Below are 17409 nucleotides of genomic sequence, written 5' to 3' on the forward strand. Positions count from 1 at the left end.
AAATATACGTTGCTACTATTATAGCATATTTTTTTCACTCTTGCCATGTTTCAGATAGAGCTACCATCAAGTTTTACTTTTTCTCAATCGGTGCAACACTGGCAAGGAGTTTTTGAGACCAATGTCTGGGAAGTTGATTTTAAGCTCTTGCGTGGCTCCTGTTCCAGATACCTCTAAGACGACTCCTTCGCCCCACTTCTTGTGAAGAGCGATGTCTCCAACCTGCCAATTTTCAGCTTTTTGTGTGCTGGCTTGATTCATTCCAGCGATTTGCACACCTACTTTTCGGCTTTGAAGAGCTTCTTGTAGGCTCATTCCCTTGCCAAACTGAATGGATTTTCCGCTGCTATAAGTCGCTTTAAAGGCTGTATTGGCTGGGCGAGCAAGACCTTGATAATCCAACAAATCCGAACTAATTTCGTTGAGGAAACGACTCGGACGATTGTAGTTGGTTCGTCCAAACAAGAGTCGTGAATTAGCATTGGTCACATACAATTCCTCTTCTGCCCGTGTAATTCCTACATAAGCTAAACGACGCTCTTCTTCTAATTCGTCCTCATCTTCTGCCGCTCGACTAAGTGGAAAGACGTTTTCTTCCATCCCAATCAAAAAGACAACTGGAAATTCCAACCCCTTTGCCGCATGAAGTGTCATGAGCGTAACTTCTGAAGTCTCAGTCATTCCTCCATCGTCGGTATCTGCAATCAATGCCAAGTCAATCAGAAAACGACTCAAGCGTTCAAGACCTGTTTCTCCTTCTTCTCCTTGATTTTGCTCATCAAAATTCTTGGTCACAGAAAGAAATTCTCGGATATTTTCCAAACGTGCTTGGCTCTCTAGGGTATTTTGACTCGAAAGTGCCAGCGAATAGCCGCTCTTATCCAGTACCAACTCCACCAAATCTGTAATGGTCAAATGCTCCATTTGATCTCTTGCATGGAGCAAAAGATTAGCAAAATCCCAAATAGCTTGAGCAGCCTTGCCTTTTATCCCAGAATTCATCACATCACTAGCTGCATCTAGCAAAGAAACACCCCTACTTTGGGCAAAAATTCTCAATTTTTCAACTGTTCCAGGTCCGATGCCTCGTTTTGGTTCATTGACCACGCGCTCAAAACTGAGATTGTCACTTGGATTGGCAATCAAGTTCAGATACGCAATGACATCACGGATTTCCTTACGGCTATAAAACTTCGTTCCCCCCACCATGGTATAGGGAATATTTGATTTGAGAAGAGCTTCCTCAATCGTCCGCGACTGGGCATTGGTACGGTACAGCACAGCGAAATCTTTGAAGGGTTTATTCTTGGTACGATGCCATTCTTCGATACTTTTGGCAATAAACACCGCTTCGTCCTGCTCGTCATTAGCTCGATAATAACGAATCTTCTCTCCTTCTTGATTCTGCGTCCAAAGATTTTTCGGACGACGATTTTTATTGTGTTGAATCACTTCATTGGCTGCTTGCAATATGTTCTTGGTAGAACGGTAATTTTCCTCAAGAAGAACAACCTTACTTTCTGGATAGTCCTTTTCAAAATCAAGGATATTTTGCATATCTGCCCCACGCCAGCCATAGATAGACTGGTCTGCATCCCCAACAACGCAGATATTTTTAAAGCGACTAGCCAAGAGACGCACTAGCTGATACTGGGCATGGTTGGTATCTTGGTACTCATCAACATGGATATACTGATAGCGCTGTTGGTAATGAAGCAGAACCTCTGGATTTTTATCAAACAGACGCAAGGTCAGCATGATCAAATCATCAAAGTCAACCGCTTCAGACTGCCGCAGCTCTTTTTGATACTCAGTGTAACACTTGGCAACGATATCTGTATAGAGATCGCCTGCCTGAGCAGCATACGCTACGTCGTCAATCAAGTCATTTTTAGCATTGGAAATGGTGCCCAAAATCGCACGTTCATTCCACTTTTTCGGATCCAAATTGAGATTTTTCAAAATCCGCTTCATCAAGGTTCGCTGCTCCCCCGGATCCACAATGGTAAAATTGCGATTATAGCCAATATGATCCGCATCACGGCGCAAAATCCGCACACACATGGAGTGGAAAGTCGCAATCAAGCAATCCTGAGTTTCAGGATTGAGTGCATACGCCCGCTCTTTCATCTCACGAGCTGCCTTGTTGGTAAAGGTAATGGCTAAAATATTCCAAGGATTGACCATTTTCTCATCAATCAAATAAGCAATTCGATGCGTCAAAACTCGGGTCTTTCCTGAACCAGCTCCTGCCATAATGAGAAGCGGTCCTTCCGTCGTTTGAACCGCCTCTGCTTGTCGATTATTCATTCCATTCAATAAAGGATTCATCTTCTCTCCTCGTCTTCTCTCAATTTCTCTATTATATCAAAAATCAAAGAAAATGAAAAAGATGACATAGCTATTTGCCACCCATCATTGAAAAAATCCCCTAAAAACGCTATAATAGACTTTCTGAAAGGAGGTCAAATGAACCAACAAACCACCAATCTCAAGCTAGCCGAGCGAGGGGCGATTCTTGCTATTATCACCTATTTACTCCTCTCCACGGCAAAAATCATCGCTGGAAATCTCCTTGAGTCGTCAAGTTTGACCGCCGATGGCTTTAACAACGTTTCTGACATTGTCGCAAATATCGCTGTCCTCATCGGACTTCGCATGGCTCGAAAACCTGCCGACCATGACCATAAATTTGGGCACTGGAAAATGGAAGATTTAGCAAGCCTCATTACCTCCTTTATCATGTTTTTTGTCGGTTTTGATGTCTTGGTTGAAACCGTTCGAAAAATCATTGACAAGGAAGAATCGGTCATCGACCCTCTCGGTGCCTGTGTCGGTTTGCTATCAGCTCTTGTGATGTTTGGGGTTTACCTCTACAATAAGCAGCTGGCTAAGCGGACACACTCAAAAGCTTTAGAAGCCGCAGCCAAGGACAATCTCTCAGACGTTGTAACCTCTCTTGGTACCAGCCTTGCCATTATTGCCAGCTCTCTTCAGTTTCCAATCGTGGATAAACTGGTTGCCATTATCATCACCTTTTTCATCCTCAAGACTGCCTATGAGATTTTCATAGAGAGCTCGTTTAGTCTATCAGATGGCTTTGACCAACATCTTCTCAAGGATTATGAAGCTGCTATTCTTGAAATCCCTAAAATTTCCAAAGTCAAATCCCAAAGAGGGCGAACCTATGGGAGCAATATTTACCTAGACTTGATTTTAGAGATGAATCCTGACTTATCTGTCTACGAAAGTCATGCCATTGCAGACCAAGTCGAACTCATGCTTCAAGAGCGTTTCGGTGTCTTTGATATCGACATCCATATCGAACCCGCTCCCATACCTGATGATGAAGTCCCTCAAAATGTAAGCAAAAAACTCTTTCTCAGAGAACAACTCATTGAACAAGGGATGGAGTTAGAAACTCTTTTAGCGCCTGACTTTATCTCCGTCGAGCACAATGGAAGAGAGCTAGACAAACAAGTTTTCCAAGTAGAAAAAGGAAAACCCTGTCCCATCCATGACTTTGAATTAACCTCCATCAGCCAAAAAACCAAGCTCGTTCGCTACGAAATCAACGGAATTTTACATACCAGTATCTGGCGACGCCACGAAACATGGCAGCTTGTCTTTCATCAACAAACACCCAAACAAGAGAAATAATAAAAAAGTTGGACCTATATCCAACTTTTTTATTGTTTCACATCATCCGTTGCTACATCATCGCCAAACCATTTCTTAGAAATCTCTTGGAATGTTCCATCTTTGTAAAGTTCTTTGAAGGCTTTGTTAATGTTCTCTACCAAGGTCTTGTCTGACTTCCGCGCACCAACCGCAAAGTTCTCCCCTTGATAATCCACTGGGATAACATTGTAATCTCCTAAAATCCCTTGATCTTGTAGATAGTAATTGGCATAGACACGGTCAATTAAAAGACCATCAATCCGACTGTTCTGCAAATCAATCAAAGCTTCATTAAAGCTTTCGTATTGCGTTGCAGTTTGATCTTTCACCAAGTCTTTTAAAACTGCTGGCTTTTCCTCAAAGACTTGATAGCCAGATGAACCTGCCTGCGCTCCAAGAATCTTACCTTTCATATCAGCGCTAGATGCGATATTGGATGATTTCTTAGTGACCAAGACTTGTTCATTTTCCATATATGGAAGAGTGAATAGTACACTTTCTTCTCTTTCTTTGGTCTTAGAATAGCCATTCCAAATCAAGTCAATCGTGCCATTTTTCAATTCCGTTTCTTTCAAGTCCCAATTAATGGGTTGCCAGTTAACCTCGATACCGTATTTTTTGAAAACAGCGGTTGCTAAGTCAATATCAAAACCAACATCTTTCCCAGACTTGTCTTGAAATCCCATTGGAACAAAGGTATTATCAAATCCAATCGTGATTTTCTTACTAGATTCATACGTCTGCCATTGATCACTATTGGTATCTTTACTCGTAGAAGCTTTCCCACAAGCCACCAAGACAATACTTAAGGCAAGTGCTATGGTAGCCCCAACTATTCCCTTTAATTTCATACTATTCTCCTTGATCCTTAGACAAGCTCAACTTGAGGATTTTCTGCGGTTAGATAGATCATCTCTGTTTCCACTCCAAAGTAAGCTTCGACTTGTTTTTGAAGCTCTTCTAATCCTTGATGCATGCGCTCTGCCTGATGCACATTGATACTTTCAATAACAAGAATCGCATCTGTCGTTTCTTCTGTTAGCATGGTGCGCTCTGCTTCCCGCCAGTTAAAGCAACGACATACCGCACCTGCATCATCCACATAGCAGATTTCATCAGCTAGAGCTGGAGCGTCACTTTCAGCCCCCAGTGGAAAGAAAGATTCTCCACCTTTAGCTTTTCCAAGCTGCAAATCTCCCTCAATCTTTGCTAAATCCTCACCCCCACACGGCACACCATAAGCCAGTGACACACTGTTGTAGATATCTACCAAAGGATTGATTGGAGAGAAAGTCCGTCCTTGACTCACACGTTTGAGCAGAGCTTCGATGGAAGAGCGAGCCCCTTTTTTCGTTTTAAATGTACTAAAGGCTTCACGCCATTCCTTAATGACTTCGTTTTGTGTAAAAGGTTCTTCTTGAATAAACTGCTCAGCTTTTTTAGCGGCTGCTTGAAGCATCTCCGCAAAAAAAGGATCTTTTTCTTCATCTACTTGATTATTCAATCCTTTTGCAACCAATAAACCAATCTCTGCTTTTGGAAATAATTCCCAAAATTCATCACGAACAATCACTTTCATTTTTCTACCTCCTTAGGATTTACATGTAAAATTTCATCGGCAATATTTTCTGCAAACTGTAAGTCATGAGTCACCACAATCTGCGTAATGCCTAATTCTCGATTTTGGAGAATCAATTTCTCCACTTCTAAGCGCAACTCAGGGTCTAATGCTGATGTCGGCTCGTCATAGCCAATAATTTCTGGCTCAATCATCATAGCCCGTGCCAAGGCAACTCGCTGTTTTTGCCCCCCTGAAAGCGAATAAGGATAGGCTTTTGTATGAGCTCCCAAGCCCAAACGCTCTAATAGAGCAACTGCTTTCTTTTCAGCCTCATCTTTTGCCACATTCATGGTCTGAATCGGTGACAAGGTCAAATTATCCAAGACATTCAAATGCGGAAAGAGTTGAAAATCCTGAAATACAAATCCCAGAAGATTTCTCTTTTCTAGCTCGTCTAGCGACAAACTCTCACCATTATAAATAATCTCACCACTATCAATGGTCTCAAGTCCTGCAAGCATCCGTAACAGTGTGGTTTTTCCTCCACCAGAAGGTCCTACAATAGCTAGAATTTTCTTTTCAGGAATGACAAGGTTCAAGTCTTTCATAACCACCTTGTCTCCAAATCGTTTGCTTATGTTTCGTAATTCTAACATCTTATCACCTACTTATAATATGCATATTTCTTTTCAACTTGCTTTGCAATAATCGTCACTAAGCCAATCAAAAGCAGATAAATAGCTCCTGCGATAAACATAGGTGCCAAACTCGCATCACGATTAGCTGCCGTCCGACTTGCCAAAATCAAATCTGATACGCCCAAGGCATAGACCAAAGATGTATCTTTTACCAAGGTCATAACTTCGTTAAAGACACTTGGCAAAACAACCTTGATGACTTGTGGCAAGACGATAAATCGAATAGTCTGAAATGGCGTGAATTTCAAGACTTTAGCCGCCTCATACTGCCCCTTAGGAATAGATAAAATCCCCCCACGGAAAATCTCTGCATAATAAGCTGCATAATTCAGAGTAAAGGCGATAATCGCAGCCGGCAAACGATCAAACCGAATCCCAACACTTGGCAGTACATAATAAATAAAAATCAGTTGCAAAAGCAAGGGAGTCCCTCGCATAATCCAAATATAGATGTTAATCAGCCAATGGAGAGGTTTGAAATGGACTTGCATCAAAAAGGCAATCAGAATTCCTAGCGGAATCGAAAGCACAAGAACCATGGCGAACACCTGTAAGGTAATCGTCGCCCCATTTAATAAACTCGGTAACACTTCAAAAATATAAGTCATAAACCACCTCCTTATTGGATACATTTTTCTATTATACCAAAAATTCTAATTTTTTCAATAGAAAAAACTACTATTTTGCATAAATATCCCCAAATACAAACAAGAATGATCCTAGTGATTTTTTCTGATTTTATAAATCTAGCAAGTATCTCTATCTCTCAATATTTATTGATAAATATAAGCAATTTCTCTTTTAAATAGAATAAAAAGACAAGATTTTTCATCTTGTCTTGATAAATCCAAATTCTTGCAACGGCAATAGTCTGAAAGTAATGACACCCTTAATTTGCTGTTTCTCAATCAAACCAAACTCACGACTGTCCTTCATATTGGTCCGATCATCATTCAAAATCAAATACATCCCAGCAGGAATGGTAGCTGAGTCGGATTGCGTTAAGGTTTGAATGGTAAAATCATGGGTAAAATAATCCCCTGTGGTTGGCTTAGCTAGGTAATTATCCTTGTCTTTGGTCAAGTACCCTTCTTCTTTGATTTTGTTATTCAAATAAAGAACATCGTCCATATAGACCACCGAATCATCTTCCATGGCAATGACACGACCCACATAGTCATTTCCATCCACTTCATATAACACCAAGTCTTCTCGCTTGATTTTATGAATTTTATTCGCCAAAACGGTATCATTTTTACGAATGTAGCGATTCGCATCCTGCTCTTTGACACCATAGGGTTCAAAGACAAATATGCGCAAGGCAACTAAGCCAAAAATGGCTAGAATCATCACAATCACATTTCGAATTAAATCTCTCTTAACCATACTCTCCCTCCATTTTATTACCATTATAGCATATTTTCAGAAAATTTGAAAGGTTGAGCGATTCAGAAAACCTCTCCTTCATAAAAAAGAGAGGAAAAATTTATTTCCGATACATCTTGACCTGTAAATAGAGGTCATTGTAAAGACCGAGCCATTTTTGTCCGAGTGATTCGTACACTTCTAAGTGTTTCATCGTCTCTTCACTTGGGTAGAAGGCTTCATCATTTTGAACTTCTTCTGGTAGAAGGACTTTAGCAGCAGTGTTCGGTGTGGAATAGCCCACATAGAGGGCATTTTTATAAGCGGATTCTGGTCGTAGCATAAAATTGATAAATTGATACGCCGCTTCCTTGTTTTTCACCGTTTTGGGAATGACCATATTGTCAAACCAAAGGTTGCTAGCCTCACTTGGCACCACATAGCGTAGGTCTTCATTACCATCCAGCATCTGTCTGGCTTCTCCTGAGAAGCTCACCCCAATTGCCGCATTATTTTGAATCATATATTGCTTCATTTCATCTGCGACAATGGCCTTGATATTGGGTGTCAAGCGGTACAATTTGTCCACCGCCTCTTGCAATTGTTCTTCATTTTTGCTGTTTAAACTATATCCTAAGGAATTAAGACCAAAGCCCATGACCTCACGCGCCCCATCAATCAGCATAATATCATTTTTATATTCTGCTCGCCATAGATCATCCCAATGCTCAGGAGCTTCCGTCACCAACTTGCTATTATAGACAATACCTAAAGTCCCCCAGAAATAGGGAATAGAGTATTGGTTGTCTTTATCAAAGGGCTGATTCAAAAAGCGCTCACCAATGTTCTCCAAACCTTTGATTTTACTATGATCAAGCGGTACAAGGAGATTTTCTGATTTCATCTTAGCAATCATGTATTCGCTAGGAATAGCGATATCATAAGTTGTGCCACCCTGCTTGATTTTGGTATACATAGATTCATTGGAATCAAAGGTCTCATACTGCACCTGAATCCCTGTTTCCTTCGTAAATTCCTCTAGCAATTCTGGGTCGATATAATCTCCCCAGTTATAGATAACTAATTTATCACTGTCACTCTTTGTCGTTTGGCTTTGGATATGGGTGCTAATTCCCCACAAAAGTAGGATAATGGCAAGAATTCCAAGAAAGAATGAATACAATTTTTTCATAGTTTCTCCTCCTTCTCTCTGGAGATAAAGTAGTAGCCAATCACCAAGAGGATACTAAAGAGAAAGACCAAGGCAGAAAGGGCATTGATGTCCAAGGAAATCCCTTGACGAGCCCGAGAGTAAATTTCAACAGACAGCGTTGAAAAGCCATTTCCTGTCACAAAGAAGGTTACGGCAAAATCATCTAAAGAATAGGTAAAAGCCATAAAGTAACCCGCAATGATGGCAGGCGTCAGATAAGGGAGCATAATTTCTTTCAACACTTGAAAAGAACTAGCTCCCAAATCATAGGCTGCATGAATCATATCGTCATTCATCTCTTTCAAGCGAGGCAAGACCATCAAGACCACAATCGGAATCGAAAAGGCAATGTGGCTCGCCAAAACAGACACAAATCCAAGCTGGAATTTAAGCGTCGTAAAGAGAATAAGAAAGCTCGCCCCAATCATGACATCAGGTGCTACCATCAAGATATTATTGACCGATAAAAAGGCTTCTTGATACTTCTTACGCGCCTGATAGATATGAATAGCCCCAAAGGTACCAATGATTGTTGCAATCAAGGCGGATAAAAAGGCTAAAAAGAAGGTTTGTGCCAAAATCAACATCAATCTACTATCGCTAAACATAGCCTCAAAATGCACAAGCGTAAAGCCAGTAAAAGTGGTCATGTCATCTCCTGCGTTAAAGGCATAGCCAATTAGATAAAAAATCGGCAGATAAAGGACGAGAAAGACCAGACCTAAATAGGTTGCTGCAAGTTTTTTCATCATTCTCTCCTTTCCTTCGTCAGCCACATGACTGCCATCATAGCAAGAATTAAAATAACGGCAATCGTTGAGCCCATGCCTAGATTTTGCGTTGTTAAGAAATGCTGCTCAATCGCTGTCCCTAGTGTAATCACTCGATTTCCCCCAATCAAACGGGTCAACATAAAGAGACTCAAACTGGGGATAAAGACAGACTGAACGCCACTTCTCACCCCATTCATGGACAAGGGGAAGACCACACGTCGAAAGGTTTCCCAGCTATTTGCCCCAAGGTCATAGCTAGCATTGATCAGATTAGGGTCTAAGTCATCCAGAACATTAAAAATTGGCAAAATCATAAAAGGTAGCTCGATGTAGCTAGCAACAAAGATAAATGAGAAATCCGTAAAAAGAATTTGTTGCTGCCCAAGACCAAGAAAACTCAAGAATTGATTGACAGAACCATCTTGCCCAAAAATTCCGATAAAGGCATAAGCTTTGAGCAAAAGATTGACCCAGGTAGGTAAGATAATCAACATCAGCCACAGTTGCTTGTGCTTGAGTTTGGTTAGAAAATAAGCTGTTGGATAGCTGATAAAAAGGGTCACTAAGGTGATAATTCCTGCATAAAAGACCGAATTAAAGCTCATTTTGAGATAGGTCAAATTCTGCGATGTAAAATAAGTTTTGTAATTCTCAAGCGTCACTTGCCCTTCGATATTAAAGAAAGACTGCCAAATAATCATCACGACTGGCGCTAATACAAAGAGAAAAATCCACAGAAAATAGGGGATACTAAACCATTTAGAGGTTGCTTTCTTCATCTCTTTCCTCCTCAATGGCATTGATCAAACCGTCTTCGACTTCTTCGATTTCTACATACTCTTCAATCCGAGCGTCGAATTCTTCTTCCGTTTCATTTAGCCTCATGACATGGATATCTTCAGGTTCAAAGTCTAAGCCAATCACTTCACCAACAATGGCTTTTCGAGTGGAATGAATCATCCATTCATTGCCCAATTCATCATAGGCGATAATCTCATAGTGGACCCCACGAAAGAGCTGGGTATCGACTTTTACCTGCAATTTCCCTTCTTCTGGCAGGGTAATTTGAAGATCCTCAGGACGAATGACAATCTCAACAGGCTCATTAGGGCGCATACCACCGTCCACTGATTCAAAGCGTTTGCCGTTGAATTCCACCAAATAGTCTTCAATCATACGACCAGAGATAATGTTTGATTCTCCAATAAAGGTCGCAACAAAATGGTTAATCGGCTCATCATAAATATCCACCGGTGTACCAGATTGGACAATCTCGCCATCATTCATGACAAAGATCCAATCACTCATCGCTAGAGCCTCTTCTTGGTCGTGGGTGACAAAGACAAAGGTAATACCAAGGCGTTGTTGCAATTCTCGTAACTCATACTGCATGTCAGTCCGCAGTTTCAAATCAAGAGCTGATAAAGGCTCATCCAGCAAAACCACACGCGGTTGATTGATAATGGCACGAGCAATCGCCACCCGCTGACGCTGACCACCAGATAATTTGCGAATAGAACGACGCTCAAAGCCTTCTAACTGCACCATTTTCAAGACTTCTGCCACGCGGCGCTCAATCTCTGCCTTTTCTACTCTTCGCAACCGCAAAGGAAAAGCAACATTTTCAAAAACATTCATGTGTGGAAACAGGGCATAGGATTGAAAAACTGTATGCACATCGCGTTTATTCGTCGGAATATCGTTAATCCGTACACCATCTAGCAAAATATCTCCTGTCGTTGCGTCCAAGAGTCCTGCAATGATATTTAAAATCGTTGATTTTCCTGACCCAGAAGCCCCTAAAAGAGTATAAAATTTCCCTTCTTCAAGTTCAAAGTTTATATCCTTTAAAACGACTGTTCCACTATCTTCAAAGACCTTTGACACGTTTTTGAATTCAATAATTGGTTTTTTCAATTCTCATAAATTCCTTCTTTTTCTTCCAACAAAACACTAGACTTTTCTCAAAAGACTAGGACAGATTGGCTCTGTCAGGCCACACCTACCTCTTTGAGGGGATGTTTCACCCTCCATAACTGTTGACTATCGATAGGCTTTCACCCCCTTTCCGTCTCTATTGACAAATTTATAAGTTTTCGCCAATAAGCCGCACTTCACGCTCCAAGGTAATTCCTGACTGCTTCTCAACCTCAGCGATGACATGCTCAATCAAAGCCTCGTAATCAGCGGCAGATCCATCTGCTACATTGACCATAAAACCAGCATGCTTAGTGGATACCTCAACTCCACCAATCCGATGACCTTTCAGCCCCGCTTCACTGATCAACTGACCTGCAAAATTTCCAACTGGACGCTTAAAGACCGAGCCACAAGACGGATACTCCAAAGGCTGTTTTAACTCTCTCAAATGCGTCAAGCGTGCCATTTCTTGCTGAATCGTGCTATGAACACCAGGTCTGAGTGCGAATTTCGCTGAAATGACGATATCGCCAGTCGCCTGAATGGCAGAATGACGATAGCCAAAGGTCATCTCTTTTCCTGTCAAGGTCTTAATCTCACCTTCTTGCGTCAAGACCTTACAAGATGTCAAAATATGGGCAATCTCACCACCGTAAGCCCCTGCATTCATAAAGACAGCCCCACCGATACTTCCTGGAATACCACAGGCAAATTCAAAGCCAGTCAAGCTATGGCGAAGGGCTACTTGCGTCGCTGCAATCAACTTAGCTCCCGCCTCTGCTTCAATCGTGTAGCCATTCACTGTCATACTATTTAACTTGTCAAACATGATGACAAAACCACGAATACCACCGTCTCTCACGATGATATTACTGGCATTGCCGAGCACCGTCCATGGAATCTCCGCTTGATTAGCAAAACGAACCACACGCGCCAATTCATAACGATTGCGAGGAAACACTATATAATCTGCCACTCCTCCCACTTTTGTATAGGTGTATTCTTTCAAAGGTTCTTGATAACGAATATCAATGCCTTCTAATGCTTGTTGAATCATCTCATTTACCATTTCATTACTCTTTTCTGTTCAAAATACACTCCATTATACCATGTTTTCCCTCCATTTTCGATAAAAAGATGATTTCTTTAGAAAATAACTGAATCAAAAAAGAGGGAGAACCCCTCTTTTATCCTTTGATAGTTGTTTCGTTTTCATGTAGTACGAGTTAACGACATACATGAAAACGAAATGATTATAATCTTTGTTTCATTCTTTTTAAGTACAGCCATTGTCCTATGATAAAGATAGCAATCGCTAGCCAAATCAAGACAAAACCTGGTAACTGCTCATGGTCAATGGATTCTCCAAATACCGTCAATGCTAACATCAGCTGAATCGTTGGATTGAGGTACTGTAAAAAGCTAATTTGACTCAGCGGTGCTCGCTTCAACGCTTCTGCAAATAATAAGAGTGGAATAGCTGTCACAAGACCAGACAACATGAGCATGAGATTTTCACTCACTATATAGTCTGCCATACTCGTCTTTGCAAAAAATAATAAGTAAACAGTCGCAAAAGGTAACACCACTGCACTCTCTATCAGCATACACACATCGCTAGATAAACTCACTTCTTTTTTCAAAAGCCCATACATGGCAAAACTCACAGATAAAATCAAGGACACGATGGGCAAATAACCTGTTTGAAATAACAATACCAGAATGCCTAAGCCAGCTAATAGAATCGCAAAAATGGTCACTCCTTGCAATCGTTCCTTTAACACTAAAAGTGACAGCAAGATAGACACCAAGGGCATGAGGTAATAACCAAGACTAGCTTCTGTTGCCTGAGCATGACTGACCGCAAAGATATACACGAGCCAGTTAAGGGCGATAAAGAAACTAGCTCCTAACATACGCCACCTAAGTTGCTGCTGCTTGATACAAGTCACCAATTCCTTACAAAAACGCTGACTTTGTTTTGTAAAGAGCATATAACAAATCATAGTCAAACAAGTCCAGACAATCCGATAGCTGAACACAGCATAGCTATCAATCCCACCCAGCAATTTCCAAAAGAGGGATAAAAATCCCCAAAGCAGATAGGATAACAAGCCTAACCCTAGCCCGATTCCTTCTTTAGTCAACACGGACGCCCTCTTCATCTACACAGAGGTCAAAGACTTCTCCGTCTAAATGTAGATCTATTATCTCCTGCTTAATAGCAGCCACTTTTTCTTCAGGTGCTAAAATCATGATCGTTGGTCCTGCTCCCGACAAATAAGTCGCATAGGCACCGTGCTCTTGTCCGATTTGCTTGATTGAGGCAAATTCAGCGACTAAAGATTGACGAAAACGCTCATGAAAAAGATCCGATTGAATGGCTTGTCCTGCCGTTTTCAAATCACCTTTTAAAAGAGCTGCAATCGCAACATTAGCAATACTGCTAGCTGCCACTGCTTCTTTATAGGATAGATTTTCTGGCAATACACCACGACTATCCTTGGTTTTTAGCTCATAAGCAGGCACAAAGGCTAGTAAATGACAGGCTGGAAAATCAGCACAGACAGCACTCACCTGTCCGTCCTGGTAACTAGCCACCACAAGATTGCCAAAAATCGCTGGTGCGACATTATCTGGATGTCCTTCCAACTCCGTTGCGATCTGCAACTTTTCATGATCTGTTAAGTCAAGCTCAGCTAATTGATTGGCCAATTCAATCCCTGCTACAATGACTGAGCTAGAAGAGCCAAGTCCACGCGCCAAGGGAATATCACTAATCATCTTAACATGATGAGGAACTAGATTGGGAGCGACTTTGCGAGCGATTTTTACCAACAGATTTTTCTCATCATGAGGAATCTGCTCTCCTAATTCATGCTCAATATTCCAAGTATCACTTTTTTCAATGACCTCAATCGTCAAATATTTACTAACGGCAAGACCAACTGAATCAAAACCCGGTCCGATGTTAGCACTGGTTGCTGGTACTGTAATTTTCATCTTACTCTCCCAATACTTTAAAGGTATTCAACAATTGGAACTCTTTCGCTTTCTCCAATTCTGCTACAAGATTCTCTAGCTGTGTCTTACTGACCGCATGCGTAATAATTACAACACGCGCCAAATCACCGTCTGTTCCATGCTGGAGGATTTGCTTAAAGGATACGTCTTGGGCATTGAAAATTTCTGCCAAGCGAAGGACTTGCCCTTTCTTATCAGGTGCCAAGATAGAAAAATAATAGTGGTGTTTCACATCTTCTGGTTTTGCAAGAACGACAGGACGACTAAATTCATTAAAGGCTTTACCAATCGTTCCTTCTTTCATTCGTCGTACGATACGGACCAGATCTGCTACTACGCTAGTCGCTGTTGGTTTTTGCCCTGCACCTGGACCATAATACATAGACTCACCAATTCCGATCGACTCTACAAAGACAGCATTCATGACACCATTGACAGAAGCTAAGGGGTGAGCTTTAGGCAAGAAAGTTGGTGTTACTTCTGCTGCAATTCCTGATACTGTTTCCTCAATGGAGCCGACTAATTTGACTACATAACCCAATTCTTGCGCCACGGCAACATCTTCTGGCGTGATACTACGAATCCCTTTATGGGCGATATCGTCAAAATTTACCGCCATACCAAGGGCAAATTGGCTAAGAAGAACCATTTTATAGGCAGCGTCAATTCCATCTACGTCATTTGTCGGATCGCTCTCAGCAAAGCCAAGACGCTGAGCCTCTGCTAGCGCATCCTCATACGACCAGCCTTCTTCCACCATCTTGGTCATCATAAAGTTAGACGTACCATTCACCACACCGAGAACACGCGTCACCTTGTCTGACGCTAGAGAATTGACCAAGGTCCGCAAAATCGGAATCCCACCTGCCACAGCTGCTTCATAGTAGAGCGCCACATGATTCTCTTTTGCAATCGCCGTTAATTCTTGCCCATGAACAGCAAGCAAATCTTTATTAGCCGTAACAACGTGCTTTTTCGCTTCTAACGCACGCGTGATAAAGGTCTTAGCCGGCTCAATCCGTCCCATCAACTCCACAACAATGGCAATCGTCTCATCTGTTAAAATCTCATCAATATTGGTCACAAAATGATAGGCATGCCCTGCTGCAAGTAAGCGCTCTTTTTCAGCATCATCTCTGACTAAGACCTTTTCAATCTCAATTTCCTGATGGGCTGCTTGCTCAATCTTTTCCTTGTTTTCCTTGAGTAGAAAAGGCACACCACTCGCTACTGTTCCAAATCCTAATAAAGCAATCTTTACTGACATAGTTCACTCCAAATTTTTGTTTATTTCTCTCATTGTATCATAAAATTGCTTACTCGGCTATTGACTTCGCTTAGATTATCAGAATTTTCTGCACTGCTTTTCACTTCTGCAAACGCTTGAAAAAGAAAGAGAGCAGTTATATAATAAATAAAAAAGGAGGAAATCTATGACTCATCATTACGATAATCGAACCATTCGCACCCGCATTGAAAAACGTCGCAAAAAACGAATCTTTTTCGTCATCCTATCTCTAACCCTCTTAGGACTGGGCTTTGCCTTTACTTGGTGGATATTCTCACAACACCAAACCTCAACATCTCAACCACAAACAGACAAGCAAACACAGACAGTCAAGGATTCCTCGTCAACCAAACCAAAACAAGAAGATATAAGCAATTCTACAATCACTTGGGTCAAGCAAACAGAACCCGTCAAAATTCCTATTCTCATGTACCATGCCATTCATGTCATGGATCCATCGGAAGCTCCGAATGCCAATCTCATTGTTGCTCCCGATATCTTTGAAAGCCATTTAGCAGCCCTAAAAGAGGCAGGCTATTATAGCCTTAACCCTGCTGAAGCCTACAAAGTATTGACTGAAAATGTCCTTCCCAAAGACAAAAAAGTCGTTTGGCTAACCTTTGACGATAGCCTCAGAGATTTTTATACCAACGCCTTTCCCCTCCTTGAGCAATACCAAATGAAAGCAACCAACAATGTCATCACAAGCTTTGTCGAAAATGGACGCGAAGATATGCTGACACTAAATCAAATAGCAGAAATGAAAGACAAAGGCATGTCTTTTGAAGATCATACAGTCAATCACCCAGATCTCGCTGTATCAAGCCCTGATACACAAGAAAGCGAATTAAAGATTTCTAAAGATTATTTAGACCAGAACTTAAACCAACAGACGACAACTGTCGCCTATCCGTCTGGACGATACACGGAAACGACTATGAGCATTGCCGAAAAACTCGGCTATAAAATGGGACTAACCACTAACAATGGTCTTGCTTCACTAAGCGATGGGCTCCTTTCACTTAATCGTGTCCGCATCATGCCAACTACCACAGCAGAGGATTTACTACAAGAAATTGCAACGCCTTAGTCTAAATCACAAAAAGTCTTAAAATCAATCGATTTTAAGACTTTTTTATATGTTAAAATTGCATTTGGTTATAAGACTGGCTAAAGGCGTCTAAGATATCATCTGGCGCATCTTTATAAGCCATTTCTTTTTCAAATTTTCCTTTGACAATAATCCGTTGCGTCGCATCGGCATCCTCACAAGTCACCAAGGTTACTTCGGTCACGCCTTCTTGATCATCGATTACTTCGACATGCTCTGGTGTTACGACTTCTACCTTCGTAATGCTATAAACATAAACCTTATCCTTATCTGTTAGATAAATCTTCATGCCTTCCTTAGCATTGTCTAGCGGAGAAAAAAGAACATCACTCGCACCGGCGACTCCAAAGATATGGTGACTAGCCAAGGCATAATTGCCTTTCCCCATCTCCTGCGTTTCTTTCATGGTGCCGGCACCGTAGGAAATCGCTACATTATCCAAGCCTTTGAAAATCGGAAGATTGATTTTCAACTCAGGAATAGCAATTCCTCCAATAACTGGAAGCTGTTGCGCTTCCCATTGAGCCTTTAAAATCGATTCCGTCGAAATTGATTTTACCTGAGAAAAATCAAAGGTCTGCTCACTCTTTTTATTTTCTTCAATTTGCTCTTTGGATACCTTACTCACTTGATATTGATTGGTATTCCAAGCAATAATCATATTCCGAATGGAAGAGTTAAAAATCAAGGCAAGAGAGAGAATAAACAACAATGTAATCCCAATATTGAACAGTAGATTCTTTTTTCTATTTTTAGCTTTTTTCGTTGCCATCTG

The 17409-nt window shown here is 41.3% G+C and carries 16 protein-coding genes and 1 pseudogene; 2 read left to right on the plus strand and 15 right to left on the minus strand.

Features of this window, described 5'->3' with window-relative positions; all coding sequences use genetic code 11:
• Positions 1–73 precede the first annotated feature (73 nt).
• Positions 74–2331, minus strand: a pseudogene (pcrA, locus tag AB1I63_03595) (DNA helicase PcrA).
• A gap of 138 nt (positions 2332–2469) precedes the next feature.
• Here pcrA and AB1I63_03600 point away from each other — a divergent pair.
• A complete protein-coding gene (locus AB1I63_03600; protein MEW4353972.1) occupies positions 2470–3660 on the plus strand; it encodes a cation diffusion facilitator family transporter in 1191 nt (396 codons plus the stop codon).
• A 29-nt stretch (positions 3661–3689) separates the two neighbouring features.
• Here the strand turns inward: AB1I63_03600 and AB1I63_03605 are convergent, their stop codons facing one another.
• The 13 genes from AB1I63_03605 to AB1I63_03665 all read right to left on the minus strand — a co-directional run bounded on the left by AB1I63_03605 (position 3690) and on the right by AB1I63_03665 (position 15502).
• Positions 3690–4532 (minus strand): amino acid ABC transporter substrate-binding protein, encoded by an 843-nt coding sequence (locus AB1I63_03605; protein MEW4353973.1) that lies wholly within the window; start codon positions 4530–4532, stop codon positions 3690–3692.
• Positions 4533–4549: 17 nt separating this feature from the next.
• Positions 4550–5260, minus strand: a complete 711-nt coding sequence (locus tag AB1I63_03610) for a phenylalanine--tRNA ligase beta subunit-related protein (GenBank protein MEW4353974.1) — start codon at positions 5258–5260, stop codon at positions 4550–4552.
• On the minus strand, positions 5257–5898 hold the full coding sequence (locus tag AB1I63_03615) for an amino acid ABC transporter ATP-binding protein (GenBank protein MEW4353975.1): 642 nt from the start codon (positions 5896–5898) through the stop codon (positions 5257–5259). The genes AB1I63_03610 and AB1I63_03615 overlap by 4 nt, the downstream gene beginning before the upstream one ends.
• An 8-nt stretch (positions 5899–5906) precedes the next feature.
• Complete coding sequence (locus tag AB1I63_03620) at positions 5907–6548, minus strand: amino acid ABC transporter permease (protein ID MEW4353976.1); 642 nt, start codon at positions 6546–6548, stop codon at positions 5907–5909.
• Between the two features lie 220 nt (positions 6549–6768).
• Positions 6769–7326, minus strand: coding sequence for a signal peptidase I (gene lepB, locus AB1I63_03625; GenBank protein MEW4353977.1), 558 nt, complete (start codon positions 7324–7326; stop codon positions 6769–6771).
• Between the two features lie 100 nt (positions 7327–7426).
• On the minus strand, positions 7427–8497 hold the full coding sequence (locus tag AB1I63_03630) for an ABC transporter substrate-binding protein (protein MEW4353978.1): 1071 nt from the start codon (positions 8495–8497) through the stop codon (positions 7427–7429).
• Positions 8494–9267 (minus strand): ABC transporter permease, encoded by a 774-nt coding sequence (locus AB1I63_03635; protein MEW4353979.1) that lies wholly within the window; start codon positions 9265–9267, stop codon positions 8494–8496. The genes AB1I63_03630 and AB1I63_03635 overlap by 4 nt, the downstream gene beginning before the upstream one ends.
• Complete coding sequence (locus AB1I63_03640; protein ID MEW4353980.1) at positions 9267–10070, minus strand: ABC transporter permease; 804 nt, start codon at positions 10068–10070, stop codon at positions 9267–9269. The genes AB1I63_03635 and AB1I63_03640 overlap by 1 nt, the downstream gene beginning before the upstream one ends.
• The gene (locus AB1I63_03645; GenBank protein MEW4353981.1) at positions 10051–11208 is read right to left on the minus strand and encodes an ABC transporter ATP-binding protein; all 1158 of its coding nucleotides are present in this window, start codon (positions 11206–11208) and stop codon (positions 10051–10053) included. The genes AB1I63_03640 and AB1I63_03645 overlap by 20 nt, the downstream gene beginning before the upstream one ends.
• Positions 11209–11377: 169 nt before the next feature.
• Positions 11378–12280, minus strand: coding sequence for a UDP-N-acetylmuramate dehydrogenase (gene murB, locus AB1I63_03650; protein ID MEW4353982.1), 903 nt, complete (start codon positions 12278–12280; stop codon positions 11378–11380).
• 184 nt (positions 12281–12464) lie between these two features.
• Positions 12465–13358 carry an EamA family transporter RarD gene (rarD, locus tag AB1I63_03655; protein MEW4353983.1) on the minus strand — a complete coding sequence of 298 codons (894 nt, stop codon included), beginning with the start codon at positions 13356–13358 and terminating at the stop codon, positions 12465–12467.
• Positions 13351–14214, minus strand: coding sequence for a homoserine kinase (gene thrB / locus AB1I63_03660; GenBank protein ID MEW4353984.1), 864 nt, complete (start codon positions 14212–14214; stop codon positions 13351–13353). Before thrB ends, rarD begins: the two co-directional genes overlap by 8 nt.
• Position 14215: 1 nt before the next feature.
• Complete coding sequence (locus AB1I63_03665; GenBank protein MEW4353985.1) at positions 14216–15502, minus strand: homoserine dehydrogenase; 1287 nt, start codon at positions 15500–15502, stop codon at positions 14216–14218.
• 166 nt (positions 15503–15668) lie between these two features.
• On the opposite strand from AB1I63_03665, the gene AB1I63_03670 reads away from it, so the two are divergent.
• Positions 15669–16613 (plus strand): polysaccharide deacetylase family protein, encoded by a 945-nt coding sequence (locus AB1I63_03670; protein ID MEW4353986.1) that lies wholly within the window; start codon positions 15669–15671, stop codon positions 16611–16613.
• A gap of 52 nt (positions 16614–16665) precedes the next feature.
• On the opposite strand, the gene AB1I63_03675 is transcribed toward AB1I63_03670, so the two are convergent.
• Positions 16666–17406: a class A sortase gene (locus AB1I63_03675; protein MEW4353987.1), complete on the minus strand. Its 741-nt coding sequence runs from the start codon at positions 17404–17406 to the stop codon at positions 16666–16668.
• Positions 17407–17409: the final 3 nt, after the last annotated feature.

Source organism: Streptococcus pneumoniae (genome assembly GCA_040719455.1).
GTDB classification, from domain to species: domain Bacteria; phylum Bacillota; class Bacilli; order Lactobacillales; family Streptococcaceae; genus Streptococcus; species Streptococcus pneumoniae_G.